12 protein-coding genes and 1 tRNA gene are annotated in these 13,052 nt (G+C 66.7%); 3 read left to right on the forward strand and 10 right to left on the reverse strand.

Features of this window, described 5'->3' with window-relative positions; all coding sequences use genetic code 11:
• Positions 1–18: 18 nt before the first annotated feature.
• From ACVCMB_RS01375 to ACVCMB_RS01410, 8 genes are all read right to left on the reverse strand, one after another.
• On the reverse strand, positions 19–327 hold the full coding sequence (locus ACVCMB_RS01375; RefSeq protein ID WP_395117701.1) for a type IV secretion system protein VirB3: 309 nt from the start codon (positions 325–327) through the stop codon (positions 19–21).
• Positions 320–727, reverse strand: coding sequence for a TrbC/VirB2 family protein (locus ACVCMB_RS01380; protein ID WP_395121368.1), 408 nt, complete (start codon positions 725–727; stop codon positions 320–322). The genes ACVCMB_RS01375 and ACVCMB_RS01380 overlap by 8 nt, the downstream gene beginning before the upstream one ends.
• A 199-nt stretch (positions 728–926) precedes the next feature.
• Positions 927–1,889: a transglycosylase SLT domain-containing protein gene (locus ACVCMB_RS01385; RefSeq protein ID WP_447105956.1), complete on the reverse strand. Its 963-nt coding sequence runs from the start codon at positions 1,887–1,889 to the stop codon at positions 927–929.
• The gene (gene virB11, locus ACVCMB_RS01390) at positions 1,889–2,920 is read right to left on the reverse strand and encodes a P-type DNA transfer ATPase VirB11 (protein ID WP_447099162.1); all 1,032 of its coding nucleotides are present in this window, start codon (positions 2,918–2,920) and stop codon (positions 1,889–1,891) included. Before virB11 ends, ACVCMB_RS01385 begins: the two co-directional genes overlap by 1 nt.
• Positions 2,921–2,948: 28 nt before the next feature.
• A complete protein-coding gene (locus ACVCMB_RS01395; RefSeq protein WP_447105957.1) occupies positions 2,949–4,133 on the reverse strand; it encodes a TrbI/VirB10 family protein in 1,185 nt (394 codons plus the stop codon).
• On the reverse strand, positions 4,130–4,897 hold the full coding sequence (locus tag ACVCMB_RS01400; protein WP_447105958.1) for a TrbG/VirB9 family P-type conjugative transfer protein: 768 nt from the start codon (positions 4,895–4,897) through the stop codon (positions 4,130–4,132). Before ACVCMB_RS01400 ends, ACVCMB_RS01395 begins: the two co-directional genes overlap by 4 nt.
• On the reverse strand, positions 4,894–5,751 hold the full coding sequence (locus tag ACVCMB_RS01405) for a virB8 family protein (protein ID WP_395117709.1): 858 nt from the start codon (positions 5,749–5,751) through the stop codon (positions 4,894–4,896). Before ACVCMB_RS01405 ends, ACVCMB_RS01400 begins: the two co-directional genes overlap by 4 nt.
• Before the next feature lie 43 nt (positions 5,752–5,794).
• On the reverse strand, positions 5,795–6,511 hold the full coding sequence (locus tag ACVCMB_RS01410) for a hypothetical protein (RefSeq protein WP_447105959.1): 717 nt from the start codon (positions 6,509–6,511) through the stop codon (positions 5,795–5,797).
• Between the two features lie 550 nt (positions 6,512–7,061).
• On the opposite strand from ACVCMB_RS01410, the gene ACVCMB_RS01415 reads away from it, so the two are divergent.
• Positions 7,062–9,011: a type IV secretory system conjugative DNA transfer family protein gene (locus ACVCMB_RS01415; protein ID WP_447105960.1), complete on the forward strand. Its 1,950-nt coding sequence runs from the start codon at positions 7,062–7,064 to the stop codon at positions 9,009–9,011.
• Positions 9,012–9,028: 17 nt separating this feature from the next.
• Positions 9,029–9,247, forward strand: coding sequence for a hypothetical protein (locus tag ACVCMB_RS01420; protein WP_447105961.1), 219 nt, complete (start codon positions 9,029–9,031; stop codon positions 9,245–9,247).
• Positions 9,248–9,613: 366 nt separating this feature from the next.
• On the opposite strand, the gene ACVCMB_RS01425 is transcribed toward ACVCMB_RS01420, so the two are convergent.
• Both ACVCMB_RS01425 and rnd read right to left on the reverse strand, forming a co-directional pair.
• Positions 9,614–9,690 (reverse strand) — tRNA-Pro (locus tag ACVCMB_RS01425).
• 16 nt (positions 9,691–9,706) lie between these two features.
• Positions 9,707–10,864, reverse strand: a complete 1,158-nt coding sequence (rnd, locus tag ACVCMB_RS01430) for a ribonuclease D (RefSeq protein ID WP_447105962.1) — start codon at positions 10,862–10,864, stop codon at positions 9,707–9,709.
• 249 nt (positions 10,865–11,113) lie between these two features.
• Here rnd and ACVCMB_RS01435 point away from each other — a divergent pair, with 249 nt between their 5' ends.
• Entirely contained in the window at positions 11,114–13,051 is a 1,938-nt protein-coding gene (locus tag ACVCMB_RS01435; RefSeq protein WP_447105963.1) for an SUMF1/EgtB/PvdO family nonheme iron enzyme, read from the forward strand.
• The last annotated feature ends 1 nt before the right edge of the window (position 13,052 follow it).

Raw genomic sequence — 13,052 nt, forward strand, 5'->3', positions numbered from 1 at the left:
GGCGGCGTTCGCGTCACATCACTGTTTGTCGTTGTGTTGGCCGCGATGGTGGTTGGGAGTGAACACCCACATGCCATCGTTGCCGCCGATGTTCCTCATCCGGGCACGGAACTGCAGGCGCAGCCCCAGCAGACGAAAAATCATTTCGTCGCGCCGTGCCATCTGGCGCATCACGAAGATGATCAGCGGCAGCAGCAACAGGTAGAGGAAGTTGGTGTACACCGCCACGAGAAAGCACCCGCCCGCCGCCATGAAGAACGGCACGTAAGGCACGCCCATGAACATGGGCGGGCGGGTGCAACCGCGAAACAGCGCGTTTTTATGCATAGAAGTGGAGCGCGTGGACGAGCACGCTGGCGGTGCACTGCGTGGCGCCGGCGTCGGTCGTGCTGCCGGCGAGGAACATCTTTGCGATCTGGCCCGCCGCGCCGATCAGCACCGCACCGATAAGCACCGGGGCGACATCGCCGATGCGCTTGTGGGCAAAGGCGATCTGGTAACCGGAGAACACGATGGCGATCGTCACCACCACGACCGAGATCGCGTTGAGGATCATGTTGATGTTGGTGGCGAACTTGCAGGTGGTATCAATCGTGCCGGTGGCATCCTGCGCGAGCGCGAGGTTGGGCAGGACCAACGCCAGCAGCATGGCCACAGAGAGGAACGTGAACCAGCGCGTGCGCGAGGAGGTGAGGATGCTTTCGTTGCCGAGGGAGGTGTTGGCCATCACGGGGTTCCTTGTCGGGAGTTGCGGTGGAATGCGGTCATCGCGGGATGACTGCCGGGAGCTGGCCGCGGGATGCGGCCGGAAGAGTTGTGCGGTGGTGTTGGTGATGCGAAAGGCGGGGCGATGCGCCGTCGCCGTGGCGGTGGGGCTTGCTGTGTTGATGGCGCGCCATGCTGCGGTGCTGCGCCTGCGGATGGCATCAGAAGACAAAGGCGGCATCGCGCTGCTCCATGCGCAAGTCGGCGCGGTCGTGCCGTGGGGCGGGTGCGCCTGCAGCCGGCACGGCTGACGCCACAGCCGGGTCACCGGGGCCGCGCACCTGCGGTTCGAACACGCCGCCGGTGGTCGTGCCGGCGAGCCCGGGCGGGGCAGGCTGGCGGGCAGGGGCGGTCGAGGGTGAAGAGGGCGCAACGCTGTGCTGCGGCAGGACGGCAGGGTCTGCGTTGGCGCCGGACAAGCCCGCCGTGGAGACTGCCGCAGCGGACGCCGCTTCGCCGCCGATATCGCGTGGCGTGACCGGGTTCGGCCGTGATGCGGGTTCCTTCGTGACGACTGCCATCGGCACGCTGCGCAGTGCGATCCGATAGTTGGCGTTGTCACCGGAATAGACCACCAGCGGCGGTACGGCGCTTCTGCCGGCGACGATTTCTGCGGGGGATGGCGCGCGTGTCGGCGCAATGGCCGCGACTTCGGGAACGGGTGTCGTGGTCGCCAGTCGGGCTTCGGCCACTCGGTTCATCGAGGCGTATACCTTCTGCACGTAGCCGTCGCGGAAGCCGGTGGTGAAGTTGCCGGAGTAGTAACAGCTGAAGGCCTTGCCCCAGTCGCCATGGGCGCCGTCGTGGCAGCGGGCGAGGATCTGCGCGCCCGCGGCCAGGTTGGCGCACGCGCTGAAGGCCTTGCGGTAGGAATCCAGTCCGTAGCGGCCCAGGTTGGCGCGGTTGACCTGGGCAATGCCGACGGAGAAGTTGTAGCCACGGCTTTCCAGCATGCGTGCGGTCGCCAGGGCCTCTTCCATGCTGTGCGGCTGGCGCGCGAGCTTGCCGCCGACGACGCCGATCGCATAGGGATTGGCGCCGGACTCGACCTGCACGATGTGCTGCATCACCTGAGGCGACACGGCCAGGTTGGGGCAGGCCAGCATTTCCATCCCGGGCAGCATCAGGATTCCGCGGCTTCACGTTGCGGGTTGAAGTCGATGCCGGTGATGTGGCGGCTGCCGGCGTGCGCGCTGATGTGCACCACGATGTCGATGGTCATCTTCAGCAGGCGCTTGATGGTGTTGAACTCGAGACCCGCGCCTTCGGTGGATGCCTTGACCATCAGCGCGAGCTGATCCCAGGTTTGCCGGGTGCTGCCGGCGTGGCAGCTGGTGATCGAGCCGGGGTGGCCGGAGGCGCAGTTGCGGATGAAGTAGAACGACTCGTCGCCGCGCAGCTCGGCCAGGATGATGCGGTCGGGCTTCATGCGCAGGCATGCTTCCATGCAGCTCTTGGCGGTGACGTGGCTGGTGCTCTGGCCGCCCTTGGAGTACAGCAGGTGCACCACGTTGGGCTGGTCGATGAACAGCTCGCGCGCGTCCTCGATGGTGACCAGGCGCTCGTCGTCGGGGATGTGGTTGACCAGCGATTTCATGAACGTGGTCTTGCCGCTGCCGGTGGCGCCGGCGACGACGATGTTCTTCTTGTTCAGCACGGCCTTGCGGAAGAACTCCGCATAGTTGCGCGCGCTGCGCAGTTCCAGCAGTTCGCTGTCCAGCTCGCTGAGGCCGTGGTCCACTTCCACGACCTTGTCGAAGAAGCCGTCGCTTTCGTATTGCGCCAGGGTCCGGCGCTGCCGCGAGGGAAGGCGGATGGTGATCGAGACGCGGTCGGCCTCGCATGCGGGGGGTATCACGAGCTGTGCGCGCTGCCCGGTGGGAAAGGTCAGCGAGACGACCGGGTCGATGTCGGTGATGCGCTGGCCGGTGTTGCTTTCGTTGATCACCGCCGTGCAGAACTGCCGCGCGCGCTCGAACGTCAGCGAGGGCACCTCGATGCGCTGCCAGCCCTGGCGGTTTTCGACGTAGATCTCGCCGGGCCGGTTGATGCAGATCTCGGTGACCTCGGCGCTGGCCATGTGCTCACGCACACCCAGCACCTCGTACTGGTAGTCGAGGAAATCGCTGGAAACCTGTGCGTTCACGTCGTCCATGGCGTCGGTAGTCGTTGGATCAGGACATTCAGAAGCGGGCAACCACGCCGCTGAAATCCACGTCCTTGGCGACGTAGACGTAGATGACGGTGCCCTGGTTGATGGTGACCGTGGGGCGACGGTTGGCCGCTTCACGCACGGCCTGGTCGGCCAGTTGCTGCACGGTTTGCGCGGTATTGCTTTCGAATGGGGTCTGGGTGACGAAGCCGTTGCCGATGGTGCTGTTGCGCGGACCGTGTTCGGCGGCTTCGTACTTGAACGCGTCGCTGAGCAGGCTGATCAGCAGCGCCGAGCTGACACGCTGGCCCCAGTGGGCGTCGTAATGGCCGGGCAGGCCGGCGCCGCCCAGGTTGTCCATGCCGGGGCTCGCCATGTTCACGTCGATCCCGGTGGGCGTGACGATGCGATCCCACACCACTTCCATGCGGTTGCCGGTCGGCTTGTGGCTGTACGAACCGAGCAGCTTCGACCCCTTGGGCAGCAGCAGCGTGTGACCATTGAACGAGTACACCGGCTCGGTGACCAGGCAGGTGGAGAAGCCGGGCACGTCGGAAACGATGCGCGTTTCGAGCACGCAGCGAATATAGGTGCCGCGCTGCATCAGGGTGTCGGCGTGGGGCAGGGCCTGGGCGCTGGTCGGGCCCGTCCGCTCGCCGGTGGGCAGCCGCGCATCGGCGCCACCCGGCAGACCTTGCGTATTGGCAGGCGGGTCCTCGCTCACCGCACCGCTGGCGGCGATGCGTCGTTGCAGCAGGGTGGGGCCGCGTGTCAGCGGCGGCTGCACGGTCGTGGTGGGGAGCGGCGGGGCCGGGCTGGTGGGCAATACCGGAATGGGCGGCGTCGGCGGCTGGCTGCGCACCGCAGGGGAAGGCGGCAATTGCGGCACGCGAAGCGTGTTCGGGGCCTCGGCGACGGTGACTTTCTCTTCGCGCGGTTTCGGTTGCTCGCGGCGGCTGCCTGCGCTGGTGAACATCCAGTAGGCGACGAACATCAGCAGCAGGACCACCGCGCCCAGCAGCAGCAAGGCCCGCCGGTTCATCCGGCGCAGCTCGATCGCGCGCAGCTGCGGCACGTTGGCATCGAGGTCAGGCTCGTGGCCGCGCTGGATGTGGCTGGCGTAGGGATTGCCGACGAGCGGCTCGCGGCTTTCGTGCGTGCCGCCGGCGTGCTCGCCGTCGGCGCGCTCGTCGCCGGGATGCTGGTGGTTGTTCACTGGGGCGTGTTCCTGCGCAGGCCCACGACGTCGTTGCCGTGGCGAATGACCAGATAGTTGTAGGTGCCGTGGACGATGATGGTGTCGCCCTCGACAGTGGTGTTCACCAGCGAGTCCTCACCGTGCGCCTGCTCGCGCATGTACACGGCGGGGAAATCGCCGCTGGGGAACTGTTTGAGGTCGCTCATCTTGAGATAGGTGAAGCGGCCGTCGTCGTAGGCGTTGACCGGCACCAGCCACGGGGCGGCCTTGGTCCTGGTGGCGTAGTCGTAGTCGAAGTTGTAGCTGCGGCCGGGCAGCAGGCTGCTGTTTTGTGCGAGTGTCCGCAGCTGCTGCTTCTTCTCGTGGGAGAAACTGGTGTCGGCCGGGTAGGTGAAAGTGACCTTGTACTGCACGCCGTCGCGCCGCGCCTCGGCGAGGGTTTTCCAGTCCGTTGCCACCACCTTCAGTTCGAAGATGTACGAATGCGTGGCAGTGCGCACCATCATGTTGGTGTCCACGTCCACGTTCCGCGGTTTCAGGTAGAACACGTTCTCCCGACGCGTGAGGTCCCAGCCGCTGCTGAAGCCGGTGCTGTAGTCGAGGATCTTCTCGCTCGGGCTCAACTCGATCTGGGTGGTGATGCCCAGGCCGGTGCGCACCGGATAGATTGCGTCGGCGGCGTACTCGTAATGGGTCAGCACCTGCTCCGCGCCTTGCGAGTGGGCGGCAGCAGCAGTGGTGCACAGGGCGGCGCCGAGCCACCAGATGCTTGTTCGGTTCATCGGGAACCTGCTCCAGGGAGAGTGTCGGTGGCAGCGGCAGCCGGTGGTGTCGGTGCAGGCGCGGGCGTGGCGGCCATGGCCGGTGCCGGCTGCGTCATCATCGGCGGTACGGACACCTCCGGCGGCGGCGCGGTGGCGTAGTCGTCGTCCACCCGGTAGCTGGTGACCCAGAAGCCTAGCGGGTTCTCGATCCGGCTCTGATCGTCCATCTCCAGGTTTTGCTTGTAGGTGAAGGCGATGGTGGCGATCTTGTTGTCCAGCGGACGGGTCGCCCCGTTCTGCTTGTTGTAGAGGCTGCGCTGGAACCGCACGGTGGCGCCGCGCGGCGTCTTGCCGGGGCCGCCGCCGACCAGCTGGATGCTCAGCAGCTTGATGCGGATCGCCTGGTCCTTGCCGAACTGCTTGATGAGGCTGTCGGGATTGCTGTTGGCGAACAGCTGCACGTAGGGCGCCTTGACGCCGGCTGCTGCCATCGTCTGCACCGTCTTCCAGTCGCGCAGGTTGACCAGCTCCAGGTCGTACGACTCGCGCGCCAGCACGAAATGCGCCACGTTGCTGCGGTTGACCGCTTCGCGCGTGGTGATCCCGCGCATGGCGAAGTCGCCGTCCAGCCGCGCTACCGTGGCGGTGCCGGTGTAGGCATCGGCCATTACCAGATAGGGAACTTTCTGCTTGAGCGGCAGCATGAAGTAGTAGCCGCCGGAGAGGACCAGCACCAGCGCAACGGCTGTCCAGGCCACCCACCACGCTCGACGCTCGCTGCGTTGCGCCAGCTCGGAAATGGTCAGTTCGAACCGGGTCGATTGCGCCACACTGCGTTCGATCGCGGTGCCGGATGTCTTCTTCCCTGCCATCAGCAAGGAACCCCATGCGGGGCGAGGGCGGGATGCCTGGGACTCATGGCAGGGCGTTTCCGGTCTTGGAGTTGTCGTTCGATGCTGTCGGCACGGAAGGCGACGGGCGGTTGGTCGAGCGCACCACGATCTCGCCCGGCCCGATGCTGACCTGGACGCCCTGCGCGGCGTAGATGCCGCTGAGCCTGGAGACGGCGGCTTCCAGGTCGGCGGTGCGAATCGTCGCCACGGGCGTGTACAACGTGACGTCGTAGTTCAGCTCGTAGCGCAGCGTGCGGTTCGTGTCGGTCGCCCAGCGCGTGAGCATCGCCTTCAGCGTGCCGTCGATGGGCGCGGCGAAAAAGGTGTACTGCGGATGCAACGGTATCTCGGTGGGCACGGAGCGATACCGGTTGACCGGGCGCCACGAGCCGCTGAAGTCCTTCGCAGGCGGGGTGCCACAGGCAGCGAGGAGCGTGGTGGCGAGCAGCAGCCCGCCGAGCGCCGTTCGGTTGGAAATCTTTTCTTTCACTTCAACCCCGGAGATCAGTGCGGACGCTGGCCGGACATGGCCAGCGAGGTGTCGCCGATGTTTCGACGGGCAGGCCGGCGCCAGGCCCGGACCGTTGCCGGTCTGCGCGTTCAGTCGTCTTGAATCCGGAAAGGGATTGCTCCCGGTTCCCCTGCAAACCATGTCGAGTACACCAACAGTCCAATGTCGTGAGTCAGTTGCGTACCCGGTCCGATGCCGGGCGACGCAACACTTGTACTTCTCGGGCACCAGGCGTGGATCGCGGCTGCGTGAAGCAGCTGCGCGCCTGGCGAGATCTCGATTTCCCTGATCGAACGGTCGCCATGATCGAGAGCAAGCCGCGAGTCGTCAACCGAATCCGCCTAGGAAAATTTCCTGCCTCGTGTGATCTGACTCGCACTTGTTCCGAGGTAGTCACCCTCACTTTCACATCGATCGCGCCGTGGTGAACAAACAAATTTGGCGTTGTGGAAAAGTGCTTGAAACCCCATGATTCATGTTGTTTCCTGCGCCTCTCCGATCAACCTGATGCGGCACGCCGGCAATGCCCGTGCACTGGTTTGCGGCACCGGGAGCGGCGGCAGGACTCCTACGACGCGAGAGGTTCTTGCCGGTCTCGATTTCGGAATGCGCCTACACCCCGCTGTGGCGCGCAGACAGTCGAAGAGCTGCGGCGCCGCTTCGCGACGGGCGGCTTGAGAACGTTGTTGGCGGTACGCAGACGGACGGCCAAATGATGTGTGCCGTGACGATCTGCACCGACGCGGGTGAACATCAGCGGCCTTGACACCTTTGCCGCATGACGTCGAAGATCGTCGACCTCACGTATCCAGGGAAGGAGGGGGAGATGGGTGTCTTGCGAACCAGGGTTGCGGGAGTCGTCGCGCTGCTGCTGTTGGCGCTGACCGTTGGACTCTATCTCGGCGGCCTGCTCACGCTGTGGCTGCTCCGGCAGCCGGCGCCGCTGCACTTCACCACCTATGTCGAATACTGGCAGGCACTCGGCCAGCCGGACTGGCAACCGTTTGCCGGCAAGATCCGGTTGGCCGGTGGCCTCGGTTTCGGCTTGCCGTTGCTGTCATGGGCGATCGTTGCGGTGTTGATCCTCAAGCCCCGCGCCAGGGCCTTCCATGGCGATGCGCGCTTTGCCGGTCGCGGCGACCTGGCTCGCGCGGGCCTGCTCAAGCCGTCGCCCGAAGGCGTCATCATCGGCAAGGCGGGCGGTGATTACCTTTATCTCGGCGGCACGCGGCACATCGTCATGACGGCGCCGACGCGCACCGGCAAGACCACCTCCATCGCGATTCCGGTGCTGCTGACTTACCGGCATTCCATCGTCTGCATGGATCTCAAGGGCGAGTTGTTCCAGCACACCAGCGGATACCGCGCCGGCATCGGCCAAACCATCTATCGCTTCGCGCCGTATGCCGAGGACGGCCGTACACATCGATTCAATCCGCTGATGGCGATGTCCTCCGATCCGCGCGTGCGCGTGGGCGAACTGCAGACGCTCGGCGCGATCCTGTATCCGGATGAGCCTGGTCAGGACCCGTTCTGGACGTCGCAATCGCGCACTGCCTTCGTGGCATTTGGCTCGTACCTGTTCGAGGCATGGGACGACAAGGTTCGCCAGAATCTTCACGGTTCCGACGGCCGTCCCATCGACCCCAACACGCACGACGCCTTCCCCAGCTTCGAGCGTATCTATCGCTTTTCCGCCGGCGACGACGGCGAGCTAAAGGCGTTCCTGCAGGCGCGGCTCAAGGAACCGTTCGTCAGCACGGCCACCCGAGCCGCCCTCACCAGCCTGACCGGCATGGCCGAACAGACCTTCGCCTCGGTGATCGCCACCACCCAGGCGCCGCTGCAACAGTTCCTCAGCCCGATCCTGGCCGCAGCCACCAATGCCTGCGATTTCGACGTGGACGTCCTGCGTCGACGCCCCATTACCATCTATGTGGTGATTCCGCCGCAGAAGCTGGGCGAGGCGCGCCGGCTGCTCAACATCTTTTTCTCCACCGTGATCGGACAGAACCTGCGGCAAACCCCGCAGGATGATCCCGCGCTGAAATACCAGATGCTGCTGCTGATGGACGAGTTCACCGCGATGGGGCGGGTCAATGTGTTGTCCGAGCGGATTTCGCTCACCGCCGGTTACGGCATTCGTGACCTGTCGATCATCCAGAGCCTGTCGCAGCTGGACGCGACCTACGGTGCGGACGAGGCACGCACCTACATCACCAACCACGCCGCCAGCATCGTGTTCACTCCGCGCGAGCAGCGCGATGCCGAGGAGTACTCCAAGATGCTTGGTGACACCACGGTCAAGCGACGCACCCGCAGCACCGGCAAGCAAGGCACCAGCTACAGCCACACGGAAGAGCGACGCCCACTGATGCTGCCGCAGGAGTTGAAGGAGCTGCCAAACGACGAGGAGATCATCTTTCTCGAAGGTTGTCGCCCCATCAAGTGCCGCAAGAACTGGTACTTCAAGGATCGACGACTGAAGCAACGTATCGTTCCGCCCGTGGTCGTGCGGCCGATCTCCCCGGCTGGAGAACATCCCATGCCCGGCAAGACCCGGCAGGCCATTGCGGCTGCCGTCAGCTTGGCGTTGGCGGCGAGTGCTTCGCCATCCATTTTCAACGCCGCCGCTGCGGAAAGCAGCGCGGCGGTTCATGCCGCCCCCGCCATCGGCGTCAAGGCGCAGCACGTGCCAAGTACCCTTTCGAACGGCTGCCGACCTTGATCGGTCAGAGCCGGGGCATGGCCGACATGACGCCGGAACGTATCGGCAAGGTGTTCGGAGAGCGCCTGCGTCGTTGCGGGCCAGGCAACGTCGGGCGTGGCGAGGACATTTCCGGGGCCCGGCCGTGGAACATGGACCGTCGGGATGCGGTGGGCGGCAATCCGTTGCAGTGGGTTTCGGGCTCTTGCCCCGATCCAGGCGTTTCGTCGCCAGTGGTGATCCGGCGGAACGTATGACGATCAGGGAAAGACAGACGCGATTCGGCTGCCGCTGGCCAAGCTGGGGCTGGCGGATCGTCTGTTCGACCGCGACGACGTGATGTTCCTCTCCGCCCATGAACTCGGGCACGGCCCGAACTGCCAAGGAACGTCGGGATACTCGTGCGAACTTCGCTCGCGGCGTGCTCGACAGCCCGCAAGGTGTGCTTCCTGCGGCCAGGTGCGGCCGCGGGGCTGACCTGGCCGGCGGGGCTGCCCGGTGGCGCTGAGGCGAGCGGAGCCGTCGACCGAGAATGGCGCCTGGTCCGGCGCAATAATGACGCGGCCTTCGATGCGCCACGGCCACGAAAAAGACCGCCCTGAGGCGGCCTTGATCGTTGTTCTTGGTCGGGGAGACAGGATTTGAACCTGCGACTTCTACGTCCCGAACGTAGCGCTCTACCAGGCTGAGCTACACCCCGTGGGAAGCCGCGTATCTTAATCGCCGGCTGAGGGCTTGGCAACTGGTCGGCTTGTCGCGGGGCGGTCGGGCAGCAGGCTGGCGAGGCGCGGGTGCAGCAGGTCGTGGCGCCAGCCGTCGAGGGATTCGGGCCATTCGGCGGTGACCACGTATTCCTCCAGCACCTTGCGCGGGCACAGCAGGCCGGGCGGCAGGTCGAGTTCGGTGGCGAGCGTGTCGACCGACTGCTTCATCGCCGCCAGCGCCTGCTTGGCGGCGCCCTGCGGATGGCCGGGGATACGGGCGGTGGCGTCGATCTCCGCCGGGGTGACGGCGGGCGCGAGCACCTCGAACAGCTCGCTGCGCTGGGCCGAGCGCAGTGCGCGCTGGCCACGGGCGCGTTGCTCCAGTTCGGCCAGCGTGGCCGGCGGTTGCTGCGCCAGGCTGAGGGCGAGCGTGTCGTCCAGCAGCCACGGGCGCGGTACGTCGAGGCGGCGGGCGCAGCTGTCGCGCCACAGCAGCAGCCGGCGCAGGCGGGCCTGCGCTTCCGGGCGCCAGTCGGCCGCCGCGCGCAGGGCGCGCTGGGGCTGCGGATCGCTCTCGCGGTGCACGCGGCGTTTCAGCCGCTCGCAATCCTGCGCGTGCCAGTCGCTGCGCCCGCGCTGCTGCAGACGCTCGGCGAGTTGTTCGTGGATGGCCTTGAGATACACCACGTCCAGGGCGGCGTAGCTGCATTGCGAGGCGGTCAGCGGGCGACGCATCCAGTCCGAGCGGGTTTCGCCCTTGTCCAGGTCCACGCCGACCAGCTCGGCCACCAGCGCGCGATAGCTGACGCCCAGGCCCATGCCCACGAAGGCGGCCGCGATCTGCGTGTCGAACAGTTGCTGCGGGCCGGCCGGCAGCAGCGGCGCCAGCACTTCGAGGTCCTCGCTGGCGCTGTGCATCACGGTCACCGCTTTGCCCGCACCCAGCAGCGGTTGCAGTGCAGCGCCGATCGGAAAGGCCAGCGGGTCGACCAGCGCGTGATGGCCGTTCCAGCCCAATTGCAGCAGGGCCAGCTGCGGGTGAAACGTGTCGCGACGCATGAATTCGGTGTCGAGGCCGACGGCCGCGTCCGCGGGCAGGGCAGCAAGCCAGGATTGCAATGCGTCGGCCTGGTCAATCCAGTCGGCAGCGGCGGTTTGGGACAGCGACATCGGGACTCCTTCGGGGGTGCCGGCGCGGATTGCCCTGCCGGCGGTTTGTGCCTATGGTGAACGCAGAGCCCGGGCGGGACGGATCATCCGGCGGCGAGGCGCGGCGCGCGGCGCGCGCTTCCGCCGGCATATCGGCGAGAATGGAGTCACGCGTCGAACGTCGGCCCGCCGCGTACGATCTCCGCCGCGAAGGTTTCCATTGCCCGGACTCCTTGGCACGATAACAGGCCGCAACCGGGACGCCCATCCATGCCACGCAATGCCATCCTGCGCCGTCAGCGTTTCTTCGGTGGGGCGCTGGGCATGATCGTGCTGGGCGTCGCGCTGACGTATCACTTTTTTCCGCAGTGGTTCCACGTGGCGCCGGGGCAGATGCCGCAGCGGGCGGTGAGCCTGGGTGACGTGTCACCCACCGGCAACCTGCCGCCGCAACGCGTGGCGGCGATCAACGAACTGAACGCCGGTCCGCCGCTGACGCTGGCCCCGACCGCGGTGATCGTGGCGCGCAACCGCAACAACGCCAGCCTGCCCGAGCAGAAATCGGCCGAGTCGCCGCAGGTGAAGGAGCTGCTGGCGCGCGCCCTCAAGGCGTTCCATGCCGGCCAGCTGGCTGGCGATCCGGAGAGTGCCGCCGCGTTGTTCATGCAGGCGCTGAAGGAAAAGCCGGACAGTCGTCGCGCCGTGCAAGGCCTGTTCGACGTGCGCGCCCGGCTGGTGGCGGAGATCGACCAGGACATCGCCGTCGGCGACGTCGACGCGGCGAAGGAATTGCTCGATGCCCTGCGCACCCTGCCCAATGCGGAGCAGGAAGTCGCGCAACTGGAGGAGAACCTGAAGACGCTGGCCACGGTGCGCCCGATGCTGGCCGCGGCGGCGGCGCTGCTGCAGCAAGGCAAGGCCGACCAGCCCAAGGGCGACAACGCGCTGGAGTTGTACCACCAGGTGCAACAGCTCGATCCGCAGAATGCGGTAGCCGAGCAGGGGATTTTCCAGGTGCAGCGTGCGGTGCTCGATCGCGCCCTGGCGGCGGTCGCGCAAAACGACTTCGCCGGCGCCGAGAAGCAGCTGGCCCGCGCGCAGGCGATCCGTCCGGGCTCGCAGCAGATGCACGACGTGCAACTGCGCATCGACGACATGCGCCGCCAGCGCGCCGCGGGTGTGCTGGCGCAGGCGCGGCTGGCGCTGGATGGCGGCAACCTCGAGCTGGCGACCAAACTGGTCGCGCAGGCACGCGCGACCGATGCCGACCTGCCCGAGCTGGCGCAGGTGGACGAGCAACTGACCAACGCGCGCCTGTACGCGAACTACAAGCCCGGTCAGGTGTTCACCGATCGCTACGTCGACCTGCCCGGCAAGGGGCCGGCGATGGTGGTGGTGCCCACCGGCTCGTTCCTGATGGGGGCGGCGGCTGACAACGAGGATCGCACCGACGCCCAGTTGCCGCAGCACCGGGTCACCCTGGCCAGGGGCTTCGCCATCGCGCGCACGGAAATCAGCGTGGGCGAGTTCCGCGAGTTCGTCCGCGCCAGCGGCTACGTACCCGATTCGACCCGGCTCGGCGGCGCCAGCGTGTACGACGAGCGCAGCGGCGCCCTGCGCGACGATGCCAACGCCAGCTGGCAGGACGACTACGCCGGCCGCAAGGCCGGCGACAACCTGCCGGTGGTCAACATCTCGTGGAACGATGCGGTGGCCTACGCCAAGTGGCTGAGCGAGCGCACCGGCAAGCAGTATCGGCTGCCCAGCGAGGCGGAGTTCGAGTACGCGCTGCGCGGCGGCGCCACCAGCCGCTACTGGTGGGGCGACGCCGCACCCGACCAGAAGGTGGAGAACCTGACCGGCTCCGGCGACCGCTCGCGCAGCGGGCGTCGCTGGAGCAACGCCTTTCGCGGCTACCGCGACGGCTACTGGGGCCCGGCGCCGGTGATGAGCTTCGCCGCCAACCCGTTCGGCCTGTACGACATGGACGGCAACGTCTCCGAATGGGTCGCCGACTGCTGGCACGACAACTACATCCGCGCCCCCGACGACGGCAGCGCCTGGATCAACCCCGGCTGCCGTGTGCACGTGTTGCGCGGCGGCTCATGGGGCAGCTCCCCCGACCAGGTGACCTCCGCCTACCGCCAGGGCGCCGACGGCGACGTGCGCAGTGGCCGCGTGGGCTTCCGCGTGGTGCGCGAGTTGTAGC

Source organism: Rhodanobacter sp. UC4443_H10, from assembly GCF_052978325.1.